Raw genomic sequence first — 26,644 nt, 5'->3', positions numbered from 1 at the left:
ACGCGGGCGAGAGCGGGCGCCCGATCCGGGTCACTCCTGGGGATGGGACGCGAGCTGTGTGCTCAGGCGCCCTTGCGAGCCGCGCGGCGGCTGGCGAGCTCATCACCCTTGGTGACGGCCGGGGACTCATCCTCTGCGCGCTCCGTCGGGAACTCGGCCAGGCTGCCTTCGACCTCGCGCCAGACGCGGCCGACGGCGATGCCGAACACCCCCTGTCCACCCTGGACGAGGTCGAAGACCTCGTCGGCGGACGTGCACTCGTAGACGCTGGCGCCATCGCTCATCAGTGTGATCTGCGCGAGGTCGTCCACGCCGCGCTCGCGCAGGTGGTCGACGGCGGTCCGAATCTGCTGGAGCGAGACGCCGGTGTCGAGCAGTCGCTTGACGACCTTGAGGACGAGTACGTCCCGGAAGCTGTAGAGACGCTGGGTGCCCGAGCCGGTGGCGGGTCGGATGCTCGGCTCGACGAGCCCGGTCCGCGCCCAGTAGTCGAGTTGCCGGTAGGTGATGCCGGCAGCACGGCAGGCGGTCGGCCCGCGGTAGCCGGTGGCGGTGTCCAGATCCGGCAGCGTGTCACCGAAGAGCATGCCCTGAGCTCGCTGCGGGGTCGAGCCGGGGGCGCCTGCTGTCGCATCGATGCCGCTCACGCCTACTCCATTCATCGCACTGATCTTCACCACTCTATCGCGTGGTGTGCTGCGAGCCCCGTCCGGCGCCCGTGATGTTCCCAAACTAGAGGCACGTGGGGTCCGGATCAACGAGGCGGGCCGCGAACGGCTCTCGGCGTGTCGCGTCCGGTGAGTCTTACTCTCAACCTGAAGTTGAGGGTTCGCCCGGAATCGCGCCGATCGCGGACTCGACAGTGGTGGGCATCACAGTCGTGAAAGCCCGACACTCCCGGCTCAAGCGTCCGTGTCGTCGAAGTCCTCCGGTGCCACGGAGTCGAGGAACTCCCGGAACTCGGCGACCTCCTCGTCGGCCTCCTGGCCCTGCAGCGGCGCCCCCAGATGGACGTGCTCGTGCTCGTCCTCGTCCACGTCCAGGACGACGGCAGCGACGTCAAGGACGGCCTCGGCACACCAGACCTCCACGTGGGCCCGGAGCGCGAGCGCGATCGCGTCGGACGCTCGCGAATCGACCCGTCGCCCGTTGGTCAGGACCAGTTCGGCGATGAAGGTGCCGTCACGCACCTCGATGATGTTCACCCGGTCGAGACCGACCTCGGACGCCTCGAGCACGCTGAGCAACAGGTCATGCGGGCCGGGGCGCGGGGATTGCATTCCAGCCTGCGCCGTCGCGATCGCCACACCCTCGTGCGGACCGATCACGATCGGCAACGACAACGGCCCCTCCGCCTCGGACAACACGACCAGCACGTCGTGTTCGGGGGCGTGGACCCGAACGCGGACACCGAGGACACCCATCTTTCGCACCCCTACACGCTACGCCGCGCTGCCCATGAGCGCGCGCAATCAACCCGGGTGATTTTTCACGGACACCCGATCGGGGTCCGATGGCGCTACTGGAGCCGGTCGATACCGGCCCGGATCAACGCCGTGTGAAGCGCGTTGAACGTCTCGGCGAGGTCGGAGGCCAGCGAGTGTGCCTTGGCCCGGGAGGCCGCGGACGACGGGCCGCTACGGACCGATCGGGCCGGCGCCACAAGCTGGTCGATCAGGTCGAGCTCGCGCTCGGCGGCCGTGCGGACCGAGCGCAGGTGCCGTGCCTCGATCCCGTGCTCGGCGAGCTGCCCGGCCAGACGCACGATCTCGATGGCACCGGCCGGGTACTTCGATCCTGCGTCGGCGGTGATCAGGCCGGCAGCGGCGAGCACCTCGACCTGTTCCGTCGGGCAGTCCGCCGCCTCGGCGAGCTGGGCAGCCGTCATCCGGGTCCGGCCCTGAGCTCCGACCAGCTCGCCGTCCTCGGTCACCACCCGGGCGCCCGGGGCGGGTGCCTGAGCGGATCCGGCACCGGCATCGAGGTCCGCGAGGCGTTCGCGGATCACCTTCAGCGGCAGGAACGAGTCCCGCTGTGCGGTCAGCGCGAACCGTAGGCGTTCGACGTCTGCCTGGCTGTAGGTCCGGTACCCGGCCGGGGTCCGGTGCGGCGTCACCAGACCCTGGTCCTCGAGGAACCGGATCTTCGAGACGCTCACGGCCGGGAACTCGCGCTGCAGGATCGACAGCGCCGCCCCGATGTTCATCGTCGGGGTCCGGGACACGCCGGCCGGCCAGCGCTCGGGCTCGTCGGAGGGTCGGGCCGACGCCGAGGACGTGCTCACTGCCCCGGCGCGTCCGAACGCGGCTCGCCGTCGCCGTCGCCGCCGGTCCCGCCGTCGACGACGTCCTCGGTGGTCTTCGCGCGGCGCGGGCTCGGGTGGAACGTGAGGCGGTACTTGCCGATCTGCACCTCATCGCCAGCCTGGAGCTCGCTCTGGTCGATCCGGGTGCGGTTGACGTACGTGCCGTTCAGGCTGCCGACGTCACGGACCGCGAAGCCGTCCTCGGTGGCGAGGAACTCCGCGTGCCGACGAGAGACCGTCACATCGTCGAGGAAGATGTCCGCGGCCGTGTCCCGACCAGCGCTGACCCGATCGTCGTCGAGCAGGAACCGCGCTCCGGCGTTCGGGCCGTGCTGCACGATCAGCAGCGCCGAACGCGGGGGCAGCGCCTCCACGGCCTCTCGGTCACTGGCGTCGATCGCGCCCGGCGCGAACTCCTCATAGTCGGTTGGTACGACGCGGCCGAGGGCCGCTGTGGTGTGGACCGGCGGTGGACCGGACTCGCTGCCCGCGCCCTCGTTCTCGGGTGCCATTGATGCGTTGCCTCCCTGGCCGGCTGACTTCGTGGAACCGCTCACGGCTCGTTCTCGTGATTGAACCTAGACCGTGAACTTTACCCTCAACCTTAGGTCGAGGGCGCGCCCTGTGGACAGGGGTACCGCCGATCGATTCGGGAAGGTCAGTCCTCGTCCTCGACCGGCACCGCGTACTCGGGCTCGACGACCTGCACGACGGCGGTGATCTGCACCAGGTCCCGCTCGACCATGTCCACCGTGGCGTCGGCGTTACGGAACCCCGCGAGTGCACCGCCCGGGATGTCGAGTGCCACGGAGATGGTCTGCGGATTGCCGATCGCGCGCCACTCGTACGGTGACGTCAGTGGCTCGCCGTTGGCGATCACGCCGTCGGGCCCGTCCGTGAACGAGGCCGTCGCGGTCAGGCGCACACCCGAGACCTCCACGGCCTCCGCACCGGCGTTACGGAGCTCCTCGAGCATGTGCACCATCGTCTGCGCCGAGACCTCGCCGTCGGGGTCATCGACCTCGACCACGACGCCGGGACCCTCGACCGGGACCGTGCCGGCGAGGATGGACTGCAGGGTCAGGTAGTCCTCGGCGAACTGGCGCGCGTTCGAGCCCGACTGCAGCGACGACCGCTGGGTCCGCAGCTCCTCGCCCTCGGCGGTCAGCTGCTCGTTGCGCTGGGTGACCTCGTCGAGGAGGCGGACCAGGTCGTCCTGTCGGAGCGAGCTGAACTCGTCGCCCTGGGTCTGGCGGACCTGGGCGACGATCGCGATACCGAGCAGCACGCACATGACGGCGATCAGGACCCGGGCGCGCAGGCTCTGCCCACGGCCGTCCTTCGGCGTCGTGGCCGTGTCGCCGGAGGCCGCGTCGACATCGGCCGTCGGCTTCTCCTCGTCGGTCGCCATCGGCTAGGCCTTGAAGATGTGGCGTCGGATCGAGGCGGCATTGGAGAAGATCCGGATCCCGAGCACCACCACGACGGCAGTGCTCAGCTGCGAACCGACACCGAGCTGATCGCCGAGGAACACCAGGAAGGCCGCGATCAGCACATTGAACAGGAACGACGTCACGAACACGCGCTCGTCGAACACGTGCTCCAGGCGAGCACGCACGGCGCCGAACAGCGCGTCCAGGGCGGCCACCACCGCGATCGGCAGGTAGGGCTGCAACTCCACGGGGACACTCGGCTGGACGATGAGGCCGATGACCACGCCGATGACCAGGCCCACCACAGCGATCACGCGTTCCTCCCCTCCCCGGGTCGAGTCAGTCTGACATGCACCGCGCCGTCGCGGCAGAACGTGTCTATGACGATTCCGTCACATTCACCAGACCCGAGGTGGTCCCGGCCGGCAGCACCAGGTCATCCGCCGGCGAGACCGACGAAGGGATCGAGAACTGCGAGGAAAGGGTGTTCAGGTGGGTCGCCGCACTCGTACGCGCGAACGATGTCCGCATCTGGAGCGGGTCCCCGATCGCCTCGACCACGTATGGGGTCACGAGCGGCTGCAGGTCCACGAGGACTGCCTCCCCCGCGGTCCGGATCGCGGTGGCCGCGGTCAGCCGGTGCCCGTTGATCGCTATCGCCTCGGCCCCGCTCGCCCAGAGCCCGTTCACCACGACCTGCAGGTCGAAGTCCTGGACCCGCTGCTCCTGGGTACCCGGTTCGTTGTTCTGGGCACGCTGGGAGTCCTCCAAGGTGACCACCACGCCGGGGCCGTGCACCGCCGTGCTCCCGGCCCACACCGCGAGATCGGACGACTCGTCGAGAACCTGTGCGTCGCCCGAGCCGAGCGCGGTGATCTGAAGGTCGTTGATCTCGGTACGGACGCCGTCGTTCTGTGCGGTCAGTTCCTCGGAAGTGGCGATCCGCTCCCGGATCTGCTCGATCAGCACCGCGCGGGCGCTCTCGCCCGACGGCAGCGGGGCGCGCAGCGCCTTCGCCGCCCAGACCCCACCGAGGCCGAGGGCCGCCGCCGCGAGCAGGACCAGGGCGCGGGACACGGGGCCGTACCGGGGCGCGGTACCCGCCGCCCGGGCCTGCGCCGCGGCTGCGTAGCCGGGGTCCAGCGGGCGCTCGGTGACCTCGTTCAGGAGCGTCATCGAGGCGTCGGGCCGACGCCCGACCGGGATCCTGCTGCCACCGGGGCGGGGCGTGCTCATGCCGCAACCGGTGGGTTCGGCGGTGCGGTGCCGGTGCGGTCCGTGCCGGCGGCGCCGGTGATCACCTGACGGAACTGGAGCAGGTAGATGGCGCCCGCGCACCAGTACAGGAACACGCCCCACAACGCCGCCGACCAGCCGAGTACGTAGGCGATCTCGCCGGGGGCGCCGGGGATCTGGGCGAGGAGTAGCAGCGGGAACGCGTACATCAGGGCGAAGGTGCCGGACTTGCCCACGACGTGCACGGGAAAGCCGGGGTAGCCGCGCCGGAACATGAACGGCAGGCACGCGGTGACGAGCAGGTCCTTGGCGGCGATCGCGATCAGGAGCCACCACGGCACGATCCCCTGCACGCACAGGCCGACCAGGGTGACGAAGATGAACAGCCGGTCCGCCGCCGGATCCAGCGCCCTGCCGAGTTTGGAGGTCTGGTGGAACCGGCGCGCGATGACGCCATCGAGCCAGTCGCTGAACCCCGCGACGACCAGCACCACGAACGCCGCGACGAAGTGTCCGGACAGGATCAGGTAGCCGACCACGGGCACGAGGAGAAGCCGGATCATCGAGATGATGTTCGGCACGGTGAGGACCCGATCGGTGTCCGTCTCGCCGGTGTGCTCGGGGCCTGTGCTCACGATCCGAGGTTAGACGATCCGCGGCCGGTCGCTGCCGTCCAGGTCTTCCCTGGTGGGACACTTCAGCCATGCTGCTCGCCTTCTCTGTTGCTCCGCTCGGTTCCGGGGAGTCCGTCACGGCCGCCGTCGCCGACGCGGTTGCCGTGGTCCGCGCCTCCGGGCTGCCCCACCGGACCGACGCGATGTTCACCACGATCGAGGGCGACTGGGACGAGGTGTTCGACGTCGTCAGGCGCGCCACCGAGGCCGTCGCTGCCCACGGCAACCGGATCTCGCTGGTCATGAAGGCGGACATCCGCCCGGGCCACACCGGCGAGCTCACCGGGAAGGTGGACCGGGTCGACGAGCACCTGCGGCGCCGGTCCGAGCCCGAGGCCTGACGCCGTGCTCGAGGTCCTCACGGGGAGCGGGCTGGCGTTCGCCGCCGGCCTGAACGCCTACATCCCGCTCCTCGTGATGGGCCTGCTGGCCCGGTTCACGAGCATCCTCGAACTGCCCGCGACCTGGGCGTGGCTGGGCAGCGACTGGGTCCTGATCATCCTCGGTGTCCTCCTGGCCATCGAGGTGGTCGCGGACAAGATCCCCGCCGTCGATCATGTCAACGACGTGCTGCAGACCTTCGTCCGCCCGACGGCGGGTGGCATCGTCTTCGCAGCCGGCACCGGTTCCGTCACTCCCGCGGTCACCGACCCGGGCTCGTTCTTCACGAGCGAGGCAGGGATCGCCTTCATCATCGGCTTGTTCCTCGCGCTCACCACGCACGTCGCGAAGGCCGGTGCCCGGTCGGTGGTCAACCTGTCCACGGCCGGCGTCGGAGCCCCGGTCGCGTCCACCGTGGAGGACGTCTCGTCGGTGACGCTGACCATTCTGGCCATCCTGGTCCCGGTACTCGTGCTCGTCTTCATCGCGGTGCTGGTGGTCGTGGTGATGCGGATGCGTTCGCAACGCCGCCGACGCCGTAGTTTGAGCACATGAAATTCGGACTCTTCATCCCGCAGGGCTGGCGCTTCGACCTCACCGACATCGAACCGAGCGAACACTGGGCAGTCATGAACGGTCTCGCGCAGCACGCGGACGCCGGCGCCTGGGACTCCCTGTGGGTCTACGACCACTACCACACCACCCCGGTCCCGAGCACTGAGGCCACCCATGAGGCCTGGACGCTGATGGCGGCGTTCGCGGCGAGCACGTCCCGCGTGAAGCTTGGTCAGATGTGCACCTGCATGGCCTACCGCAACCCCGCGCACCTGGCCAAGGTGGCGGCGACCGTGGACGTCATCTCCGGTGGTCGCGCTCAGATGGGCATCGGCGGCGGCTGGTACGAGCACGAGTGGCGCGCCTACGGGCACGGATTCCCGCGCCCGGGGGTGCGCCTGGGAATGCTGGACGAGGGTGTCCAGATCATGCGGCAGGCCTGGACCGAGGGCGTCGCGACCCTCGACGGCAAGCACTACCAGGTGGACGGCGCGATCGTGCGTCCGCTGCCACTGCAGGCGGGTGGCCTGCCGCTCTGGATCGCAGGCGGCGGGGAGAAGGTCACCCTGCGGATCGCCGCGAAGTACGCCACGCACACGAACTTCGACGGCAGCCCGGACGGTTTCGCGCACAAGAGCCGGGTGCTGGCCGAGCACTGCGCCGACGTCGGCACCGACTTCGGTGCGATCACCCGCTCCGCCGACTACAACGTCGCGATCGGGAGCACGCAGGCCGAGGTGGACGAGCGTCTGCGGATCCTGGCCGAGCGATCCCTTCCCCATCTGGGCGCCGAGCGCACCGAGAACATGGTCGGCGGCTACCGCAACGATGCCTCGCTCGCGGTGGGCACACCGGAGCAGATCGTCGAGCGGCTCACGGCCATGAAGGCCGCCGGGCTCACGTATGCGATCTTCTACTTCCCGGAGGCGGCATACGATCGTTCCGGTATCGAGCTGTTCGAGCGCGAAGTCATTCCGCACCTGTCCTGACCCTGTCAGAAGCGTGATCCGAAGGAGGACACCATGTCTGTCACACCAGCCGAGGGTGACGACGCCCCGGTCGGCGCCCACGAGATCCACCTTCTCGAGGAGGACGAGACCATCCCGCCTCGCCCCGAGGAAGAAGTGGCCGACGCCGCCAGGAGCGACGACGCGTGAGCACACCCGGTCCCCCCCGCCCCACCGTCGCGCCGCCACGGATGGCGCGCTCGCGCAAACTCTGGCACCTGGGCATGCAGCAGATGATCGTCACGGTGGTCATCATCATCGTGCTGAACGTGGTGGCTCGCCGGCTCGGCCTCGGCTGGGGCGGCAGCATCGCGATGTGCGCGGCGATCGCGTTCTCCTGGCCGTTCGTGGCCGCCTGGTGGAACGGTCGACGGCGGAAGTGAGGTTGCGCGGTCGTCGTCCGCCGGTGCTTGACTCACCGGCGGCGACGTCCCACGCTGGACAGGCCGTAGCCGTCCCACCTCGGAGGTAACCCGTGACCGATCGCGATCGCCGCCACCGCCCCGACGGCCGACCGGACGACTCGGCCGAAGGGCACGACGCCACCGACGGCGAGGTCGGCACCGCCTACCCGGCCAGCCCGCCGCCGTCGGGCGTGCACCCGGCCCCGGCCGAACACAGCGACGCGCCGGAGCGGGAGGGCCGGCCCGCATCGGGATCGTCGCCCTGGACGGACTACGCGACCAGCCCCTACCCCGTCAATCCGGAGGCCGACGCGCCCGACCACACCCTGGCCGACCCCGCCTACCGGCCACCGGACTACGCACGCGAGCCGACCCCGGCCCACGGTGTGGGTGCCCACTACCCACCCTCCCCCGCGCCGGGAACGTCGTGGTACTCGTCCCGGGCCGAGCCGGCCGCACCCGAGCCTGCTTCGGACGCGGAGGTGGAGGGCGCGCGCGAGGCTGACGAGCCGTCCCGACGCGAGTCGGACGGCGGGACCGGCGCCTCCTGAGCGGGGTCTCCGGCCGAGCGCACCTCATCGGTCCGTCCGGCGCCTGCCCCTTCGATGCCGCTAATCTCAGCGGCGTGCTTGAGGAGATGACGCTCGCCCGGGACTCCACCGACGCCTCCGACATCGTCGCGCTGCGTGACGAGCTCGCCGCCTGGCAGGAGTCCATCGGGGTGACCCAGTGGCGCGTCGGCGAGGTCAGCCCGCTCGTGGTGGGGCGCCAGGTCGCGGGCGGAGAGTGGTACCTGCTGCGCCGCGGTGGGAGCCTCGTCGCGACCGCGCGGCTGCTGACCCGCGACGAGCACACCTGGGGACCCGAGCTCGGTGGCGAGGGATCCGCGGGGTACCTGCACGGGCTGATGGTCGCGCGCACCGCAGCGGGTGATGGCCTCGGCGGGCAGATCCTCGACTGGTTCTGCCGGATGAGCGCGTCGCACGGGTTGCCGGCGGCCCGTCTGGACTGTGTGGCCACCAATCCCCGACTGCGCCGCTACTACCGCGAGCACGGCTTCACCGAACGGGGCATCACCGACTTCGGGGCGTCCAGTGGCTGGGCACCGGTGCGCCGGTTCGAGCGCCTCCTGACGGGGCCGCAGGCGTTGTCCACAGGGTCCTGACGGGGTGTCCGAGGTCCGGGGTTATCTAGGACTCCACAGCCCGAAGGAGGCACATCATGTCCAAGGAGTCCCTGGCCACCCTCAACACGAACACCCTGATCGGTCACACCGATCGACGCGGTCGAGCGTGGCACTACAAGTCCGAGTTTCAGGGCGAGCGTCCGAACCACTATCCCGGCGCGATCCCGGTCGCCGACGTCCGTGAGCGCTTGTTCAACTGGCGTGCCGCGGCCCGGCCGGTCGCGGTGGAACGCCCGGCGACCGAGGCGGAAGCCACCCACCTGGACGCGGCCGGCAACCCGGTCCGGTGGGTCGTCGACCCGCGGCGGCGCGCGATCGTCCGCGAGGAGGACCACGAGGGCACCGTGTTCGGGGTGTTCTCCGCCGACTACGTCCCCCACCAGTACGGGGAGTGGCTGCTCGAGAACGTCGAGCACATCCTCGACGACGACCTCTCGATCGCGTCCGCGGGTGTCCTGCGGGAGGGCGCCGTCGCGTGGGTGGAGGTCTCCGTGCCGGATGCCCTACGGACACCGGAGGGCGTGCAGTTCCGGCCGAACCTGCTCGCCACCACCACCCTCGACGGGACGCTCGCCACCACCTACAAGCGCACGGTCACCGACGTGGTCTGCGACAACACCCGCAACGTCGCGCTGGCCGAGCGCGGACCGCAGGCGAAGTTCCGGCACTCCCGCCACGAGAAGCTCGGCCTGTTGAGCGCCCGGCAGGCGCTCGAGGTGGTCTACACGACGGCGGATGCGTTCGCCGCCGAGGTCGCTCGCCTGTGCGCGGTGCCCGTGTCCGAGGCGCAGTGGTCCGGCTTCCTGGACGTGTGGGTGCCCGCCACCGACCCGCAGAGCGGCGACAAGCTGACCGGGCCACGCAAGGCCGTCGTCGACCGGCGCCGCAGCGAGCTGGAGGACCTGTACCGAACCGACGAACGTGCCGCGCCGTGGCGAGGCACGGCGCACGCCGTGGTTGCGGCGGTGAACACCCACGAGCACCATGTGCGCGCACTCGCACCCGGGGCGGATCGGCTGCAGTCCAACATGCGCAAGATGGTCAACGGTGCGTTCGAGGAACTCGACGTGCGCGCATGGCGCACGCTGGAGGGGGTGTTGCAGGGGTCCTGAGCCCCGAGCGGACCCGCTGGGTGCGCAACCGGCGCCCGTGGTGGTGCGGCCGGGTCGCCGCGCGGCACCGTGAGCCGTGAGGCATGACTCAGGCCACCCGGCTCGGGCGCAGTCGCCGCCCGAGGAGGTACATCTCGCATCCGAGGCACAGCCCGAAGGCCGCGTTCAGGAACGCTGCGACGAGCGCCACGGCCGCGAACACGGTCACCGCCCACCCGACGCCGAGCAGCCCGAGGACGAGGCCGACACCGGTGATGATGAGGCCGACGAGCTGGGCGAAGCGTGGTGGCGCGGGGTCCTCACGCTCGGTCGGCGGGGCCAAGCGGGGACGTAGCAGCGACGCGTACAGCAGGCCCTGCCACGTGCCCTGGATCCCCCGGGCGACGCCGAGCGCGAACGATGCGACCACGACGGCGAGCAGGATCAGTCCCGCCTGCGAGTCGCCGGCCAGGATCGTGGCGATCAGCAGGATGGCCGTGAGGGCGGCGCCGAACCTGGGTCCGCGTGGGTCGATACCCGCGGCTCGTTCGGTGTCGTCGGGGGCAGTCGTCATCGAGGTGCTCCGATCTGATCAGTGGCGGTGCGGGATGCGGTGCCTGGTCTCGGACGGGCGTCGATGAGTGCGCCGGCGCCAGGGTTGCCCTCGATGAGGCTCTGGAGTGCGCGGGCCGCCTGAGCGCGAGTGGGCGCGCCACCGATCCGGCCGACGAACGCGCCGGTCGAGTCGAACAGCAGCGACGTCGGCGTGCTCAGGACCGCGAACCGCCGGGTCAGGTCGAGGTGCGCGCCGCCGTCGACCTCGACGAAGGACAGCGCGGGCTCCGAGGCGGCCAGCTCGGACCACAGCCCGGCGCTGCGACGGCACGGGCTGCAGTACTCGGAGGAGACCTGCACCACCGTGGCACCGGTGCCAGGCGTCACAGCGACGACCTCGCGTACCCGCTCCAGCGTCTGCGATCCCTCGGTCGTGCCGCGGCTGCGCCGGTCTCTCCTGCCGCGCGTGGCGGTACGGTTCGCGTGAGTCGGGCGCAGCTCGCCGCGCCTGCGGGTCGCGAGCCGCCAGCCGACGCTCGCGACCGCCAGAAGCACCACGATGGCGGCGGCACGTAGCAGCAGGTCCTCACTCACGCCGTCGAGCGTAGGACGGCGCGCCGGCGCACGAGCGCGCGCGACCATTTCGTCCGGATCGTGGACAGGACCCCGGGCCAGGGGCCGCCGACGCCGTCCGTTCATCCTCCGGATGACGACTGCCGTACCGATCGTCCACTGGGCCGCCCGGACGGATGCCGGCGCCGCTGCCGCTGCCGGTGCCGGTGCCGGCATCCGCGCCGCTAGGACCGCCGGGAGGTGCCCCGGTGTGCCGTTGCCGTACGCGGGTCCTCGGGCCACGCGTGCTTGGGGTAGCGGCCGCGCAGGTCCGCGCGCACCTGCGGGTACCCCGTGTCCCAGAACGAGTCCAGGTCCCCGGTGATGGCGGCCGGCCGGCCGGCCGGCGAAAGCAGGTGCACCAGGAGTCCGACCCGTCCGCGGGCGAGCAGCGGCGGGTGCCAGCCGAAGGCCTCCTGCAGCTTCACCGCGACGACCGGTTGATCGGCCGAGTAGTCGACCCGGATCGATGAGCCGCTCGGTACCTTGACCCGCTCGGGCGCCCACTCCTCAAGGTGCGTCGCCTCCGGCCACGGGAGCAGCCGCCGCAGCGCGGCGAGGGTGTCGATCCGGGCCAGTGCACCGGTGCCACGGACCCGGGCCAGGTCGGGGCCCAGCCAGGAGTCCAGGCCACGCAGCAGTGCCTCGTCGGAGACGTCCGGCCACGGCTCCCCCATCGCGGCACGGAGGAACCGGAGTCTTGCCCGCAGGGCGCGGCCCGCGTCCGTCCAGCGCAGCACGCCGAGCCCTTCGGCCGCGATGCCCTCCCGCACGGCGGCGCGTACGAGCTCGGGGGCAGGGTCGGGCACCGGGGCCGAGGAGAGCTCGATGGCGCCGAGCCACTCACCGCGCCGGGCGACGACGCGGCCGCGCTCCCAGGTCACCCGCGTCTGCGACCGGAGCAGCGCCGGCGCCGCCAGGCGAGCCAGGTCCGCGTCCAGCGGCGCTGCGGATCGGATGGTCGCGTCCCGTCGCCCGGGTGTCCGGTCCGCGTCGGCCACCGCCAGCCACTCGAGGCCGGCCAGGGCACCGTCCGGGAGGCTCGCGCCGGTGCCGGACGCCATCAGGTAGGCGGTCGAGTTCGGGCGACGTCGGGCGATCCGGTCGGGGTGGGCCAAGGCGACCACGAGCCCGACGGCGAGGTCGTCACCGAGGGCGAGGTCACCACCGAAGGCGAGCCCGGGCGGCTCGACGCCGCTACCTCGCCTGTCGCCCGCACCCGTGCCACCGAGGCCGGCCGACTGCGCGGCCCCGGTCGTGGTTGCGCGTGCACCCGGGGAGCCGCGGCCAGCCGCCTTGGAGGTCTCGCCGGCCGCGGCGGGCTCATGCGTCTCGCCGGCCGCAGCGGGCTCACGCGCCTCGCGGGCAGTGGGCTCATGCGTCTCGCCGGCCGCGGTCGACCGCAGGGCTGGCTTGCCCGGCCGCCTTCCGACCCGCCGCGCCAACCGGTCTGCCTGGTCCCGCCAGGCACGCGTGGCGGGACCGCCGCGCCGAAGGGCACGTAGCGCGGCGACGAGGTCACCGCCGGGGGCGCGGGTGTCCTCGGCCAGCATGGCCACCACCTCCGCAGCGCGCCGAGCGCCGACAGCGGCACTCGCATCGAGGAGCGCCCGCGCCAGCCGTGGATCGGTGCCGACCGCCGAGATGGCCCGCCCGCGCTCGGTGAGCCGCCCGTCGGTGTCGAGCGCGCCGAGTCCGGTGAGCGTCTCGCGGGCGGCCGCCAGCGCCGTCGGCGGTGGTTCGTCGAGGAGGGCCAGGCCCGCGCCGTCGGGGCTGCCCCAGCAGGCGAGCTCCAGGGCGAACGCGGTCAGGTCGGCGGTCTGGATCTCCGGCACCGGGTGCGCATCCAGCCGGGCGTGATCGCCCTGGGACCAGCACCGGTAGACCGCCCCCGGTCCCTCCCGCCCGGCGCGGCCGGCGCGCTGCTCGGTCTCCGCACGGCTCGCCCAGGTGGTGACCAGCCCAGCCAGGCCGCGCCGGTGATCGGTGCGCGGCCGGCGGGCGAAGCCCGCGTCGACGACCACCCGCACCCCGGGCACGGTCAACGAGGACTCGGCCACCGCCGTCGACACGACGACCCGCCGCCGCGGACCCGGGTTGAGGGCGAGGTCCTGCTGCTCGCCCGAGAGGCGGCCGTGCAGCGGCCGCACGTCGGCTCCGACGCCGCCGGCACCGGCGAGCGACCGGCAGACCGTGTCCACTTCGTAGGCGCCGGGGACGAACACCAGGATGTCGCCGTCGGTGTCCGCCAGTGCCATGCGGGCGGTGGCGGCCACATGCTCGAGGAAGGGCCTGGTGATGCCCCGCTCGTCCGTGCGGGCCACCCGGGTGGGTGGCGGCTTCCAGTGCTCCCTGACCGGGTGCAGGATGCCGGGCACGGTGATCACGGGCGCCGGGCCGGCGGGGTCGGTCCCGCCGAGGGCTTGCGCCGTCAGTTCGGCGGCCACCGTGGCGGACATGGCGATCACGGGCAGGTCCTCGCGCAGGTTCGTGCGCACGTCCACGCACAGGGCCAGGGTCAGGTCCGCGTCGAGCTGCCGTTCGTGAACCTCGTCGAGGATGACGGCGCCGACGCCTGGTAGGTCGGGGTCGGCCTGCAGGCGGCGCAACAGCAGACCGGTGGTGACGAACTCGATCCGGGTGCCTGGGCCGACGTGCCGATCGCCCCGCACGCTGTACCCGACGGTCTGGCCGAGACCCTCGCCGAGCAGCCCGGCCAACCGTCGCGCCGCCGCCCGCGCCGCGATCCGACGGGGCTGGGTGACCACGATCCGGCCCGGGACGGCTGCCGCCAACGCGGGCGGCACGAGCGTGGTCTTGCCCGTCCCGGGCGGCGCCTGCACGACGGCGACGCCTCGGTGGCGGGCGGCAGCGACGACGTCGGGCAGCCCGGCCACGACCGGGTAGTCCGGTGGCGTGGCCAGCAGCCGGGCGATCGGTTCGGGGGGCACGTCCCGCAGTCTGCCAGCCGGGACCGCGCAACCCACGACCGCCCACCGCCGTCCGCGGTACCCAGCCGTCCGCCGTCGACCGCGTCAGCCCTTGCGTGCGTCCTTCGCCCGCAGCACCACCTTGCGGATCTCGTCGAACCAGAGCACCGACGAGGCCATCGCGAGGCAGACCAACCAGTGCGCGAGGTCGAGCGACGCGGTCCCGAAGGCCACCTGCAGGAACGGGATCTCCACGATCGCCAGCTGCAGCACGAACGCCAACGCGACCGCCCCCCACAGCCACTTGTTCGTGAACGCGTGGGAGAACGCGCTCGTGGTCTCCGACCGGGAGTTGAACGCGTTGAACAACTGGGCGAGCACCAGCGTGGTGAACCCGGCGGTCCTGGCCACGTCGAGCGTATCGTCGCCGCCCGCGATCAAACCCCCGGGCAGGAAGATGTCGATCGTGAGCAGCGTGATCAGACCCATCACGAGCCCGACGCTGAGGATGCCGATCCACATCCGCGAGTCGATGATCTTCTCGGTGAGCGGCCGGGGCCGCCGCGCCATCACGTCGTCCACCTCGGGATCCACCCCCATCGCCAGCGCCGGCCCGGAGTCGGTGACCAGGTTGATCCAAAGGATCTGGGTGGCGAGCAGCGGCACCACGACGGCGTCGGTGGAGGCGTCCGTCAGACCGATGGCACCGGCGAACACCACGCCGAGGAAGACGGTGAAGACCTCCCCCATGTTGGACGAGAGCAGGTAGCGCAGGAACTTCTTGATGTTCTCGAAGATGACCCGGCCCTGGCGCACCGCGGAGACGATCGTGGCGAAGTTGTCGTCGCCGAGGATCATCTTGCTCGCCTCCTTGGTGACCTCCGTCCCGGTGATCCCCATGGCGACGCCGATGTCCGCGGACTTCAGAGCGGGCGCGTCGTTGACCCCGTCGCCGGTCATGGCGACCACCTGGCCGTCGGCCTGGAGCGCGTCGACGATGTCGTTCTTGTTCTTCGGCGCGACCCGCGCGTACACGCTGACCTCGCGGGTGACGTCCCGCAGTCCTTCGCCGTCGAGCTCGTCCAGCTCGGCCCCGGTGACGGCGCGCGCACCGCTCTCCACGATGCCGAGGTCCGCGGCGATCCGGGCCGCGGTGCTCGGGTGGTCCCCGGTGATCATGATCGTCCGGATCCCGGCGCGCTGCGCCTCGCGCACCGCCACCGCGGCCTCCGGTCGCGGTGGGTCGATGATGCCGACCACGCCGAGGTAGATCAGGTCCCGCTCGTCGCTCTCGTCGAGGACGTCGTCGTCCTTCTCGTCGAGCCGCCGGTAGGCGACACCCAGGGTGCGCAGGGCCGCGGCGGAGAGGTCCTCGACGTCGGCAAGGGCCTGGGCCCGGCGCTGCGCCGTCAGTTCGACGACCTCCTCGCCCACCTGGACCCGGTTGCACAGGCCCAGGAGCACGTCCGGGGCTCCCTTGGTGACGATGCCGTGCGCGTCCTCCGAGGCACGGAACTGTTGGGTGGTCATCCGCTTGCGCTCGGAGGTGAACGGCACCTCGGCCTCGCGCTGGAACTCGGCGACGGCGTCCCTGGTGCCCTCGAGCTTGTAGGCGGCCACGAGGAACGCGGCCTCGGTCGGATCGCCCTGGATCTGCCAGGTGCCACCGGTCTCGGTCAGCTGCGCGTCGTTCGACAGCGACCCGCCGCCCAGCACCATGCGCGCCTCGTGCAGCAGCGCGGTGTCGGTGACCGGCAGGCCCTCGGTGAGGGCCTCGCCGTCGGGCGCGTAGCCCACGCCGGTCAGTTCGACCCGACCCGAGGCGGTGACCACCCGCTCGACCGTCATCTCGTTCTTCGTGAGCGTGCCGGTCTTGTCCGAGGCGATCACGGAGGCGGATCCCAGGGTCTCCACCGAGTGCAGCCGCTTCACGACGGCGTTCTCTCGCGCCATCCGCTGCACGCCGATGGCGAGCACCACGGACAGGATCGCCGGTAGTCCTTCGGGAACGGCGGCCACTGCCAGCGAGACACCGAGCAGCAGCACGGTCACGAACTCGCTGGGGGTGCTGACCTGGTTCACGAGGGCCGTGACCACCATGACCACGATCGCGATGATGATCACCGTGAGACCGAGCAGCCGGGACACCCCGTCCAGGTCCTTCTCGAGCGGGCTGTCCTCCTCGACCGTCGCGTCGAGCATGTCCGCGATGGAGCCCATCTCGGTGTCCATCGCGGTTCCGGTCACGATGGCACGGCCGGTCCCCTGAGCGACGGCCGTGCCCTTGAACACCATGTTCAGCCGGTCCCCGAGCGGCGCGGGCTCCGCGAGCACGGCCGGATCCTTCAGGACCGCCTCGCTCTCCCCGGTCAGCGACGCCTCCGCGATCCGCAGCGCGCTGGCCCGGAGCAGTCTGGCGTCGGCGCCGACGGCGTCGCCCTCGCCGAGCACAAGCACGTCCCCGCGGACCAGATCGGCGGACGGCACGGACTTGAGCTCCCCGTCCCGGAGCACGGTCGAGGCCACCGCGGTCATCTGCGCCAGGGCGGCGACGGCGTTCTCGGCCTTGTTCTCCTGGACGAAGCCGAGGACCGCGTTCAGGGCCACGACGGCGGTGATCACGATCGAGTCGATCGGCAGGCCGTGAGCGCCCTCCACCAGCCACGCCACCAGCGAGATGACGACCGCGACGAGCAGCAGGTAGATCAGCGGGTCCTGGAACTGGGCCAGGATCTTCCGCCACAACGGGACAGCCGGCGCCGATCGCAGTTCGTTCGGCCCGTCCGCCGCGAGCCGGCGTGCGGCTTCGGCGCTGGTGAGCCCGAGGGCGGGGTCCACGTCCAGCGTCGCAGCGACCGCGACCGCATCGGTGACCGTCGGATCCGGGCCGGGAACCCGCTGCCCCGGACCAGTCGCTCGCCCCGCGTCGGCCTGGCTCGGACGCTCCGCCTGCATGGTGTTTCCCCTCGCTCGGGCCGCAACCGTTCCTGGGCCAGTTTCCCAGGCTGCACCCGGAACGCCATAGGACCATCGTCCGAACCCTTCCTGAATGCTCCGGAACACTCCCGGGTCCGTGCCCGGCCGCACACCGGACCACCACATCCAACGGCTAGCGTGTCGGCGTGCCCCTGAAGACCATCTGGTGGGTGGCAGCCGGCCTGGTGGCCGCTCTCGCCGTGATCCTGTCCGTGCTCCGCCTCGCCGCCATCGCGCCGATCGCCGCCGGCCTCCCCGAGTTGCTCCTGATCGCCGCGGTCGGCCTGTCCCCGCTCGTCCTGGCGATCGCGGCACGCACCGTGTCACGCGGGCGGGCGCCGGGCGCTTCGACGTCGCTGCTTCTCGCGGCCGGCATCGTGCTGGCCGGGACCGGGCTGCTGTTCGCGGCGACGGACGGATTCCTCGGGCTCCGGCTCGCATCCGGGGACTGGCGGCAGTTGGCCCGGGCCACGACGGCGACGGCGCCCCTCGGCCTGGTCGGGGTGGCCGCGGCGTGGGCGGTCACGGCGGTTGGTGTGGCCCGCCGGGAACGGGTCTGGGTGCGCTCGTCCACCGGGGTGCTGGCGCTGACCACGCTGTGGTTCGCCGCCTCCTTCGCCGCGGCATCGATCTGGCGGGTCAGGGCCGGCACCGCATGGCTCACGGACGCCACCGGCCTGGTCACGGCGGTCGTGATCGCCGTCGCCGGGTTGCTCGCGCTCGGCGTGCCCTGGGTGGCGGGGGTCACAGGGACCAGTGGTGCCCAGGCACCGGTCACCGGTGCCGACGTCGACGAACCGGGACCTGTCGAACCTGTCGCGGAGTCCGGCTGGGTCGATACGCAGCCGCATCCGCGCGCGCGGATCGTCGCCGCCGGGGTGGCCGTCGTGCTCGTCGTCGGGGGCGCCGTCGCGCTCTGGACCGACCGCGGGGACCGGCTCGTCGTCGCCGAGGTGTTCCCCGACCCGGCGCTGGCGGGATGCGTGGCGCAGACCATGGGAGTGAGCGACACCGGCGCCAAAGTCAGTGCCGCGGACCTGGCCGACGTCCTCTCGCTGGAATGCCCCGGACCCGGGCTCCCCGGTTCCGCCGGGCCAGACACCACGACGGCAGATCCCACCGCGCCAGACACCGCGACGCCGGACGCGACCTCGGCCCCGGCCGCGATCAGCGACCTGTCCGGGCTCGACAGGCTGACCGAGCTGTCCAGCCTGGACGTCACCGGCAACGCCGTCACGGACCTGACCCCGCTGGCGGGTCTGGACCTCTGGGGCGTCGTGATCACCGACAACCCGGTCAGTGACCTCTCGCCGCTGGCGGCACTTGCGACTTTGACGAACCTCGGCGCCTCCGGGACCCGAGTGGTCGACCTCTCACCGCTGGCGGGGCAGAACACGCTCGCCTACCTCGGCCTGCGCGGCACCGGCATCAACGACATCGGGCCGCTCGCGTCGATGGGCAACCTGAACGAGGTGGACCTCGGCGACAACGCGATCACCGACGTCGGCCCGCTCGCGGGTCACGATCACCTCACCAACGTCGACCTGTCCGGGAACGCGGTCACGGACCTCGGAGCGTTGGGACCGCTCCCCCAGCTGTGGACGCTGGACGTTTCCGGGAACCAGATCGCGGACCTGACGTCGATCCCCGTGTTCCCGACCCTGACCGAGCTGTGGCTGGGCGAGAACCCGCTCACGGACGTCGGGCCGCTGACCACCCTCCCGGTGCTGACCGGCGTCGACGTGACGGGCGCGGGGCCGAGCCTGCCCGGGATCGCCGAGCTGCGCGCCGCCGGGGTGTACGTGGGCGGGCTCGCCTAGTTCCGGCGGCATTGCGCGGCACAGGTCCGCGCGGCCGTACGCTTGACCACCTGATGCAGTGCTCCTACTTCGACGCCGGCCGGTGCCGCTCCTGCACCCTCATGGGCCAGGACTACGGCACCCAGCTCGCGGACAAGCAGGCCCACTGCCGGGACGTGCTCGCGGACTTCCCGATGGCCTGGACCGATCCTGTGCGAAGCGCCGAGTCGGGCTTCCGGAACAAGGCGAAGATGGTGGTCGGCGGCACCGTCGCGGCGCCGACGCTGGGCATCCTGGACCGCGCCGGGCACGGCGTTGACCTCTCGGACTGCGGCCTCTATCCGGCTAACCTGGCCGCCACGTTCGCGCCGCTCGCGGGGTTCATCACCCGGGCCGCGCTGGAGCCGTACGACGTGCCGCACCGGCGCGGCCAGCTCAAGTACGTGATCGTCACCGCCTCGCCCGACGGCGAACTCATGGTCCGCTTCGTGGTCCGCACCGCTGAGGTACTTCGGCGCATCCGCGCCCAACTGCCTTGGTTGCAGGAGCAGCTGCCGACACTGGCGGTGGTGTCGGCGAACATCCACCCCGAGCACAAGGCCGTGCTCGAGGGCGCCGAGGAGATCATCCTGACCGAGCAGGAGTCCCTGCCGATGGTCGTCAACGGGTTCGGGCTGCACCTGCGCCCGCGCAGCTTCTTCCAGACGAACACCGATGTGGCCGCCGCGCTGTATCGCCAGGCCACGCAGTGGCTGGAGCAGATCGCGCCGGAGTCGGTGTGGGACCTGTACTGCGGCGTCGGTGGCTTCGCCCTGCACGCCGCCGGTCCCGGTCGGTCCGTGATCGGGGTGGAGACCTCCGCGGAGGCCGTCGCCAGCGCCCGGCGTAGCGCGGCCGAGGCGGGTCTGACCGGCGTGGAGTTCGTCGTCGGGGACGCCGGCGAGTTCGCGTTCGGGCAAGGGTCCGCCGACTCCACTCGTGGGGTCCCCGATCTGGTCGTGGTGAACCCGCCCCGCCGCGGGATCGGACCCGAGCTTGCCGGCTGGCTCGAGTCGTCAGGAGTCCGGAGCGTGCTCTATTCGAGCTGTCGTGCCGAGTCCCTCGCCCGTGACCTCGCCGCGATGCCCTCGCTTCGCCCGCGGCGTGCGCGACTGCTCGACATGTTCCCGCAGACCGACCACTACGAGGTCCTGGTCGAGCTCCGCCGGGACTGACCGGGTCCGCGTCCCGTCGGAGGCGTTTGACATGATGCTCGGGTGAGCACCTCCGCGCCCGGACGGCCGTCGCACGACGAGTCGACCCCGGCGAGCGAGCCGACGCCGTCGGGCATCGACCCCGACCACGTCCGGTACGTACGGGGCGAGACCGAGGCCCTGATCGCGGCGGTCGTCGCCGCTGCGGTCGCGGCGATAGCCGGGCTGATCGTCTTCCACGGCAGGGCGACGCCGCTCTGGGGCGAGTTCTCGATCGGCATCGTCGCGCTGGCGGTGTGCGCATTCGTGGCCGCCGCCGCGGGTGTCACCGGGTACCTGCGCTCCTGGAACCTACCCGGGCGGCAGTGGCGGCACACCCTGCGGCCGTGGTTGAAGGTCCTCGACGTGCTCGGCGTGGTGCTGGTGCACACGGCGATCGCCGGCCTGCTCACCATCGGCGCGTTCGCACTGCTGCAGCAGAGCTTCCGCGGGCTCGCGCTCGGTTCCGTCCTTGCGGCCGGCGCGCTCGCGCTGGCGGCCGGGCTGGTCGCGTACTGGGTGTACCTGTCGGTGCTGTCCACCTCGACCGTGCGCCTGGCGAGCCTGCTCGTGATGTTCCTGACGATCGGGACCTTCACCTCGATGGCGACCGCGCAGGATCCGCGCTGGTGGGAGTACCACTTCAGTCAGCTCGGCAGCTTCGGCGACGGTTCCAGCGGGCTGTTCAACATGACCCTGGCGATCGCCGGGCTGCTGGTCACGAGCTTCGCGCTGTCGCTGCACCGGAACCTGCGGGCGCTGTGCCGCGCGGGGGTGCTCGTCTACGCGTTCGCGCCACGGGTGATCGCGGCGGCCTTCGTCGTGATGGGCTTGATGCTGTCCTGCGTCGGGATCGTGTCGATCCCGGTGAGCCAGGACCTGCACGACGTCTTCGCCTGGGGCCTGGTGCTCGCGTTCGGGGTGCTGCTGCTCGGGTCCCCGATCCTGCTTCGCGGGCTGCCGACCCAGTTCTTCCTCGTGACCGCCGTGATGGTCGCGGTGCTCGCCGGGACGGCGGTGGCCTTCTTCCTCGGCACCATCGTGTTCACGGCCTTCGAGCTGACCGCGTTCGTGATCATCTTCGGCTGGATCATGGTGTTCATCCGCATCGTCGACGCGTCTGCACGGCCGGCGGGTCCGGCGCTCGGGACAGTTGCGACCCGGCCGTGACGGGCCGGCCACCCTCGCCGGGTGCGGCTCACGGCGGTAACCTCGTGACGGAGGCGGCCCTCTCACCGATCGGAGCCCGCGCATGATCGAGTCCGCGTTCGCGATCCTCGAGGTCGAGGACATCGGTGTTGCGCTCGGTTTCTACCGCGACGGGCTCGGTGGCCGGCTCACCTACCGGTTCCCGCCGGAGGGGCAGGGCGAGCCGGTGTATGTGTCCCTCCAGGTCGGCCGCTCCGAACTCGGGATCGGCCTCGCCGACGGTCCGCGCGGCCACGCCGCGCAGGCACCGTTCGCGCTCTGGTTCTACGTCGACGATGTCGACGCAGTGACCGGGGCCCTGGCGGCCCGCGGTGCCCCGGTACTGGAACCTCCGGCGGACCAACCATGGGGCGAGCGGGTCTCGCTCGTTGCGGATCCCTTCGGCACCCGCGTCCGGCTCGGCGAAGCGAGCGGGACGGCCGACGTCGCTACCTGACCCGGAACCTGCCACTACCCCCAGGCCCTGCCACGTCGGCGACCCCCTCCGATCGCCTGTGCTCGGCCGGGACGGGCGAGTCGGCCCCGAAACACTCGTGCTCCGGTGCCGGCAGCCTTGGCGAGCAGGGCGTCAGCGCGGCGTGGCGCCCGCTGATGCTCGGGCCGCGGACCAGTCCGCCAGGTGGGTAGGTGCGATCTCGGCGTCCTCGGCGGTCGCGGCCAGGGAGCTCTCGCCGAGCACGGTGCCGAAGTACTGCGCCTCCGGGTCCGAGATCACCTCGCGCGGGTCGTCCTTCGCGGCCAGGGCGCCGCGGACCAGGTCCGCCATCCGGAACCGCTCCGGGCCACCGACCTCGTGCCGCCCGTTCAGCGGCGCGCCGGCCGCGGTCCGGCCCACGACTGCGGCGACGTCCGCGGCCGCCATCGGCTGGAAGTAGGCGGTCGGCAGGTGAACCTGGTTGCCCTCGGTCGCCTCATCGGTGATCCGCGCGAGGAACTCGAAGAACTGGGTCGCCCGCACGATCGAGTAGGGCAGCCCGGAGTTCTCGATGAGTGACTCCTGGGCCACCTTCGCACGCAGGTAGCCGCTGTCCGGCAGCTCGTCGGCACCCACGACCGAGAGCGCGACGTAGTGGCCCACCCCGGCCTCCTTGGCGGCGGCGATGAGGGTGTTGGTCGAGGTGGTGAAGAAGTCGAGCACGTCCTGGTCGGCGAACGACGGCGAGTTCGACACGTCAACCACCACGTCCGCACCCGCCAGGGCCTCCTTGACGCCTTCGCCGGTGATGCTGTTGACGCCCGTGTTCGGCGCTGCCGGCACCGCCTCGTGGCCGTGCTCGGTGAGGCGCGTGACCACCTGGGAGCCGATGAGTCCGGTCCCGCCGATGACGACGATCTTCATGATGAAGGCCTTCCTGGGTCCGCCGGGCGGGCCGTCCCGCCCGGTCGACAACTAGGACCGAGCGGCGCCCCGCGGTGTGACAGCCCGGGACGATTCGCCGTCAGAAGGACGTGCGCCCGTATCCGAACACGTACTCCGCGCCGGTTCCGTCCACATAGGCGTAGCCGTTCGGCTCGTCCGCCCCGGGGATGTCGGAGGCCTTGCCGAGGACCTTCTCCCGGCTCGCCGGGATCGTGTAGGGAAGCCTCCCGGACGGCGTCACGGCGCCGGTGAGCAGGTCGGTCAGGGCGTCGGTGAGCACGCCGAACGTCCCGACGACGGCGGCAGCGCCCGGGGCGAGCGTGTCGAGCAGCCACGGGCTGGCGAAGGAGACGGCCAGGATGGTCGGCACGGTCGCCTCGACCTCGAGAACCCGGTCGGCGTCGACGCCGGTCTCGGCGTCCAGCGCGATCGAGAGCTCGGTGTCCGGCTTGTCGCTGAGCAGCGACATCGCCGGTCGGATCCAGGCGAGGGCATGCGTGGCGTCCTCGAGGGAACCGACCACCTCGATGCCGTCGCCCACCGCGGCGGCCACCTCGGCGGCGATGCGCGACTGCTCGGCCGCGCGATCGGTTCCGGTGAACACCTCGACGTAGAGGCGGACCGGTGCGCCGCCGTCGGGCGTGAGGGGCAGCATGCCCTGCTCGTTGCGCAGCAACACCAGGGAGCGTCGCTGCGCGGAGTCCGCGAGGGCCTGGATCTCCCGGTCCTCGGCGATCGCCTGGGCCGCGTCCGGGTCCACGTACGGGTTCTCGAACAGGCCGAGGCGGAACATCTCGTCGAGCAGATACGCGACGTTGTGGTCCAGCTGCTCTGTGGTCACCAGGCCCTGGGCGACGGCGTCCAGGAGCGGCTGCGGGTTCCCGTCACCCGCGAATGTGTTGACGCCCGCGTCGATCGCCTTGGCGAACCGCTCAGGGCGGCTCAGCGACTCCACCCCCCAGGGCATGCCCGTGGAGATGCCGGTGTCGGAGTTCACGTACCCGGTGAAGCCCAGCTCGCCGCGCAGCACGTCGGTGATGAGGTACTTGTCGTAGGCGAAGCCGACCTCCTCGAACGAGCGGCCGTCGTGCAGTTGCGGGGCGGACATCGCGTTCGTGGTCTTGGCGTAGTACGGCATGATCGACGTGGTCCCGGCCTCGATGGCGGCCCGGAACACCGGCAGGTGATAGCGGTACAGACTGCCCTCGGTCGGGTACGGCTGGAACCTCCCGTGCTCGAAGTGCGGGTCGTGGCCCTTGTCGCGAGGGCCACCGCCCGGGAAGTGCTTCGTGGTCATCGACACCGAGTCGGGACCGAGGCCGGCGCCCTGGAACCCGCGGGTGACGGCGGCGATCAGCTTCGCGGCCAGCTCCGGGTTCTCCCCGAACGTGCCGCTGGCGCGGGACCAGCGGGGCTCGGTGACGATGTCGGCCATGTACTGGTATCCCTTGGTGATACCCGCGGCACGCCACTGCCGGCCGGCGAGCCGCCCGAACTCCTCGACGAGGTCCGGGTCCCCGATGGCCGCCAGGCCCAGCTCCCCGGGCCACTGCGACATCTGGTCACTGGCCTCGACGATCCCGAACAGCTTGGTGTCCGAGACGTGGTTGCGCGGGTTGGAGACCATGACCACGGGAATCCCGAGCGGTGTGCCCTCGGCGAGTTCCTGGAGGGCGTTCACCCAGGTGGCGAGGTCGTAGGAGGTGGGGTTGTCCCGGATGATCAGGTACCGCAACCCGAGCTCGGTGATCGCCTTGGCCGAGCCCACATAGTCCAGGACCGGCGGGTCGAAGCGGTAGGTGGAGGAGCTCTCCGCCGCCCAGAAGTTGGTGTCGGACCACTTCTCATGGGTGTTCAGCAGGCCCTGCTCCGGGTCCGCGATGATCCTCGAGGCACCCATGTAGTGGGACGTGATCAGCATCAGAGCGACCTTGTCCTCGGTGGACATCCGATCGATCAGATCCGCGATCCGGTCCGCGACGGGAAGGCGCCAGTCCTCGTACGGGTCGAGGCGGCCGTTGCCGTTCAAGTCCTTGAACTCGAGGCCGTCGACGTCGAGGATCCGGGCCGACCGAGAACCGAGGGCGGGCTGGGGATGAGGAGCTGACATGGCGGCTGGCCCTTTCCGAAGCGAGGACTGACGGGATGGATCCGTCCGTCCCGTCAGTCTCGCCTCGGTGGTCTCAGGCGGCCATTCCTTGCCTTGGTTTGCCCTCCGGGTCGATCCTGGCGACGGTGGCGCCCTCCGTACGCTTCCCGGAGCCACCGCTCGCGCCGACGAACGCCGCCCGCGGATCCATGGCGGACTGCAGGGACACGATGTCCCGGCCGAACAGGTGCGCGCTGGTCCAGATCGCGAGCACCTGGAACTTGCGGTGCCAGGTGGGCACGGCGAGCACGTGGTAGCCGCGGTGGATGAGCCAGGCCGGCCATCCGGTGAGCGTGATCGGCCCGGACTGGAACACCCCGCGCCCGATCCCGAGGGTGGCGATCACGCCGAGGCTGCGGTGTTCGTAGTCCTTGGGGGCTCGTCCGCGCAGCACCGCTGCGATGTTGCGGCCGAGGCGCCGGCCCTGCCGGACCGCGTGCTGGGCGTTCGGCACGGTGTAGGTGTCCGGCCGGTCGACCGCGAGGTCCGGCACGGCCGCGGCGTCACCTGCCGCCCAGGCGTCCGGGACCGGGCCGTCCGGCGTTGCCACGCGCAGATCGGCACCGACGACGAGGCGGCCGCGGGCGTCCACGGGCAGGTCGGTGTGGTTCGCGACGACCGGGTTCGCGCCGTTGCCGGCGGTCCATACGATCAGGTTCGCGTCGAAGGTCGTGCCGTCGGACAGTTCCACACGGGAGTCGACGGCGGAGGTCAGCTGGGCGTTCAGGTGCAGCGTCGCGCCGCGGTCGCGCAGGCTCTGCGCCACCTTCTCGGCGGTCGTGGCCGTGAACTCGGGCAGGATCCGGCCCTGCGCCTCGACGAGGCGGAAGTCCAGGTCCGCGACGGTGAGTTCGGGATAGTCGGCGAGCAACGCCGTCGACAGGGAGAGCAGTTCGCCGAAGCCCTCCACCCCGGCGAGGCCGGCGCCGACGAATACGACGGTGAGCAGGGCGCGGCGTTCCGGTCCCGGTGGCAGCACGGACGCCTGGTCGAACGCGACGAGCAGTCGGTCGCGGATGGCGATGGCCTCCTCGACGTGCTTGAGCCCGATGGCGTGCTCGGCCAGGCCCGGGATCGGGAACGTCCGGGTCACGGCGCCGGCCGTGATGGCGATGACGTCGTAGCCGAGCTCCAGGTCGGGACCGGCGGCGGGGTGCACCTGCACCGTCCTGGTCGCGTGATCGACCCGGGTCACGCTGCCGGCCACCACCCGCGTGCGGTGGAGTCGCTTGCGGACGGAGATCACCGCGTGCCGAGGCTCGATCGAGCCGGCCGCCACCTCTGGCAGGAACGGTTGGTAGGTCATGTACGGCCGGGGGTCGATCACGGTCAGTTCGGCCTCGCCCGGGCGGAGCGTGCGCTCCAAGGTCCACGCGGTGTAGAAGCCCGCGTATCCGCCGCCGACGATCACGATTCTGCGCATCTGTCTCTCGCGCCTCCCACACCCTCGCCGGTGGACGCCGATCGCCCGCCGCTCCCGGGGTGTCACTAGTTATGACCGGGCAGCGTTGCCTGGCGTGACGGGTTTCAGGTGCGCGGCGGTGTGACGT

Annotated in this window: 27 protein-coding genes; 12 read left to right on the top strand and 15 right to left on the bottom strand. The window is 71.4% G+C overall.

Going from position 1 to position 26,644, the window contains the following annotated elements:
- Positions 1–62 precede the first annotated feature (62 nt).
- The 8 genes from KCQ71_RS02795 to KCQ71_RS02760 all read right to left on the bottom strand — a co-directional run bounded on the left by KCQ71_RS02795 (position 63) and on the right by KCQ71_RS02760 (position 5,609).
- Positions 63–587: a MerR family transcriptional regulator gene (locus KCQ71_RS02795; protein WP_223402807.1), complete on the bottom strand. Its 525-nt coding sequence runs from the start codon at positions 585–587 to the stop codon at positions 63–65.
- A 315-nt stretch (positions 588–902) separates the two neighbouring features.
- Positions 903–1,424, bottom strand: coding sequence for a bifunctional nuclease family protein (locus KCQ71_RS02790; RefSeq protein ID WP_223402805.1), 522 nt, complete (start codon positions 1,422–1,424; stop codon positions 903–905).
- 95 nt (positions 1,425–1,519) lie between these two features.
- Positions 1,520–2,284, bottom strand: coding sequence for a transcriptional regulator FtsR (gene ftsR / locus KCQ71_RS02785; protein WP_223402602.1), 765 nt, complete (start codon positions 2,282–2,284; stop codon positions 1,520–1,522).
- A complete protein-coding gene (locus KCQ71_RS02780; protein WP_223402600.1) occupies positions 2,281–2,817 on the bottom strand; it encodes an FHA domain-containing protein in 537 nt (178 codons plus the stop codon). Before KCQ71_RS02780 ends, ftsR begins: the two co-directional genes overlap by 4 nt.
- 146 nt (positions 2,818–2,963) lie before the next feature.
- Complete coding sequence (locus KCQ71_RS02775; RefSeq protein ID WP_223402598.1) at positions 2,964–3,716, bottom strand: DUF881 domain-containing protein; 753 nt, start codon at positions 3,714–3,716, stop codon at positions 2,964–2,966.
- Positions 3,717–3,719: 3 nt separating this feature from the next.
- The gene (locus KCQ71_RS02770; RefSeq protein WP_223402596.1) at positions 3,720–4,052 is read right to left on the bottom strand and encodes a small basic family protein; all 333 of its coding nucleotides are present in this window, start codon (positions 4,050–4,052) and stop codon (positions 3,720–3,722) included.
- 64 nt (positions 4,053–4,116) lie between these two features.
- Complete coding sequence (locus tag KCQ71_RS02765; protein ID WP_223402594.1) at positions 4,117–4,974, bottom strand: DUF881 domain-containing protein; 858 nt, start codon at positions 4,972–4,974, stop codon at positions 4,117–4,119.
- On the bottom strand, positions 4,971–5,609 hold the full coding sequence (locus KCQ71_RS02760; protein ID WP_223402592.1) for a CDP-alcohol phosphatidyltransferase family protein: 639 nt from the start codon (positions 5,607–5,609) through the stop codon (positions 4,971–4,973). The genes KCQ71_RS02765 and KCQ71_RS02760 overlap by 4 nt, the downstream gene beginning before the upstream one ends.
- Before the next feature lie 68 nt (positions 5,610–5,677).
- On the opposite strand from KCQ71_RS02760, the gene KCQ71_RS02755 reads away from it, so the two are divergent.
- From KCQ71_RS02755 to KCQ71_RS02725, 8 genes are all read left to right on the top strand, one after another.
- Entirely contained in the window at positions 5,678–5,989 is a 312-nt protein-coding gene (locus KCQ71_RS02755) for an MTH1187 family thiamine-binding protein (RefSeq protein WP_223402590.1), read from the top strand.
- A 4-nt stretch (positions 5,990–5,993) separates the two neighbouring features.
- Entirely contained in the window at positions 5,994–6,584 is a 591-nt protein-coding gene (locus KCQ71_RS02750; protein WP_223402588.1) for a DUF4126 domain-containing protein, read from the top strand.
- The gene (locus tag KCQ71_RS02745; protein ID WP_223402586.1) at positions 6,581–7,573 is read left to right on the top strand and encodes an LLM class F420-dependent oxidoreductase; all 993 of its coding nucleotides are present in this window, start codon (positions 6,581–6,583) and stop codon (positions 7,571–7,573) included. Before KCQ71_RS02750 ends, KCQ71_RS02745 begins: the two co-directional genes overlap by 4 nt.
- A gap of 33 nt (positions 7,574–7,606) precedes the next feature.
- Positions 7,607–7,741 (top strand): hypothetical protein, encoded by a 135-nt coding sequence (locus KCQ71_RS27190; protein WP_283248569.1) that lies wholly within the window; start codon positions 7,607–7,609, stop codon positions 7,739–7,741.
- Complete coding sequence (locus KCQ71_RS02740) at positions 7,738–7,974, top strand: hypothetical protein (protein WP_223402584.1); 237 nt, start codon at positions 7,738–7,740, stop codon at positions 7,972–7,974. The genes KCQ71_RS27190 and KCQ71_RS02740 overlap by 4 nt, the downstream gene beginning before the upstream one ends.
- A gap of 92 nt (positions 7,975–8,066) precedes the next feature.
- Positions 8,067–8,546, top strand: a complete 480-nt coding sequence (locus tag KCQ71_RS02735) for a hypothetical protein (protein WP_223402583.1) — start codon at positions 8,067–8,069, stop codon at positions 8,544–8,546.
- Between the two features lie 74 nt (positions 8,547–8,620).
- Complete coding sequence (locus KCQ71_RS02730) at positions 8,621–9,160, top strand: GNAT family N-acetyltransferase (protein ID WP_223402581.1); 540 nt, start codon at positions 8,621–8,623, stop codon at positions 9,158–9,160.
- A 56-nt stretch (positions 9,161–9,216) separates the two neighbouring features.
- The gene (locus KCQ71_RS02725) at positions 9,217–10,293 is read left to right on the top strand and encodes a DUF932 domain-containing protein (RefSeq protein WP_223402579.1); all 1,077 of its coding nucleotides are present in this window, start codon (positions 9,217–9,219) and stop codon (positions 10,291–10,293) included.
- A gap of 88 nt (positions 10,294–10,381) precedes the next feature.
- Here the strand turns inward: KCQ71_RS02725 and KCQ71_RS02720 are convergent, their stop codons facing one another.
- The 4 genes from KCQ71_RS02720 to KCQ71_RS02705 all read right to left on the bottom strand — a co-directional run bounded on the left by KCQ71_RS02720 (position 10,382) and on the right by KCQ71_RS02705 (position 17,324).
- Complete coding sequence (locus KCQ71_RS02720; RefSeq protein ID WP_223402577.1) at positions 10,382–10,846, bottom strand: DUF4395 domain-containing protein; 465 nt, start codon at positions 10,844–10,846, stop codon at positions 10,382–10,384.
- Complete coding sequence (locus tag KCQ71_RS02715; RefSeq protein WP_223402575.1) at positions 10,843–11,421, bottom strand: thioredoxin family protein; 579 nt, start codon at positions 11,419–11,421, stop codon at positions 10,843–10,845. The genes KCQ71_RS02720 and KCQ71_RS02715 overlap by 4 nt, the downstream gene beginning before the upstream one ends.
- Before the next feature lie 203 nt (positions 11,422–11,624).
- Positions 11,625–14,390 (bottom strand): ATP-dependent RNA helicase, encoded by a 2,766-nt coding sequence (locus tag KCQ71_RS02710; RefSeq protein WP_223402573.1) that lies wholly within the window; start codon positions 14,388–14,390, stop codon positions 11,625–11,627.
- A gap of 84 nt (positions 14,391–14,474) precedes the next feature.
- A complete protein-coding gene (locus KCQ71_RS02705) occupies positions 14,475–17,324 on the bottom strand; it encodes a cation-translocating P-type ATPase (protein WP_223402571.1) in 2,850 nt (949 codons plus the stop codon).
- Positions 17,325–17,491: 167 nt separating this feature from the next.
- Between KCQ71_RS02705 and KCQ71_RS02700 the strand changes: the two genes are divergently transcribed.
- The 4 genes from KCQ71_RS02700 (at position 17,492) to KCQ71_RS02685 (ending at position 22,021) form a co-directional block, all read left to right on the top strand.
- The gene (locus KCQ71_RS02700) at positions 17,492–19,165 is read left to right on the top strand and encodes a leucine-rich repeat domain-containing protein (RefSeq protein WP_223402569.1); all 1,674 of its coding nucleotides are present in this window, start codon (positions 17,492–17,494) and stop codon (positions 19,163–19,165) included.
- Between the two features lie 53 nt (positions 19,166–19,218).
- Positions 19,219–20,358, top strand: coding sequence for a 23S rRNA (uracil(747)-C(5))-methyltransferase RlmC (gene rlmC / locus KCQ71_RS02695; RefSeq protein WP_223402567.1), 1,140 nt, complete (start codon positions 19,219–19,221; stop codon positions 20,356–20,358).
- A gap of 42 nt (positions 20,359–20,400) precedes the next feature.
- Positions 20,401–21,546 carry a hypothetical protein gene (locus KCQ71_RS02690; RefSeq protein WP_223402565.1) on the top strand — a complete coding sequence of 382 codons (1,146 nt, stop codon included), beginning with the start codon at positions 20,401–20,403 and terminating at the stop codon, positions 21,544–21,546.
- An 82-nt stretch (positions 21,547–21,628) separates the two neighbouring features.
- Entirely contained in the window at positions 21,629–22,021 is a 393-nt protein-coding gene (locus tag KCQ71_RS02685) for a VOC family protein (RefSeq protein WP_223402563.1), read from the top strand.
- A gap of 132 nt (positions 22,022–22,153) precedes the next feature.
- On the opposite strand, the gene KCQ71_RS02680 is transcribed toward KCQ71_RS02685, so the two are convergent.
- From KCQ71_RS02680 to KCQ71_RS02670, 3 genes are all read right to left on the bottom strand, one after another.
- Positions 22,154–22,924, bottom strand: coding sequence for an SDR family oxidoreductase (locus KCQ71_RS02680; protein WP_223402561.1), 771 nt, complete (start codon positions 22,922–22,924; stop codon positions 22,154–22,156).
- Positions 22,925–23,024: 100 nt separating this feature from the next.
- Positions 23,025–25,055 (bottom strand): glycoside hydrolase family 3 protein, encoded by a 2,031-nt coding sequence (locus KCQ71_RS02675; protein WP_223402559.1) that lies wholly within the window; start codon positions 25,053–25,055, stop codon positions 23,025–23,027.
- 73 nt (positions 25,056–25,128) lie between these two features.
- Positions 25,129–26,517 (bottom strand): NAD(P)/FAD-dependent oxidoreductase, encoded by a 1,389-nt coding sequence (locus KCQ71_RS02670; protein ID WP_223402558.1) that lies wholly within the window; start codon positions 26,515–26,517, stop codon positions 25,129–25,131.
- Between the last annotated feature and the right edge of the window lie 127 nt (positions 26,518–26,644).

It is taken from the genome of Occultella gossypii (genome assembly GCF_019947135.1).
Taxonomy (GTDB): Bacteria; Actinomycetota; Actinomycetes; order Actinomycetales; family Beutenbergiaceae; genus Occultella; species Occultella gossypii.
Note: the sequence above shows the minus strand (reverse complement) of the source record. Positions and strands in the feature narration are given on the sequence as shown.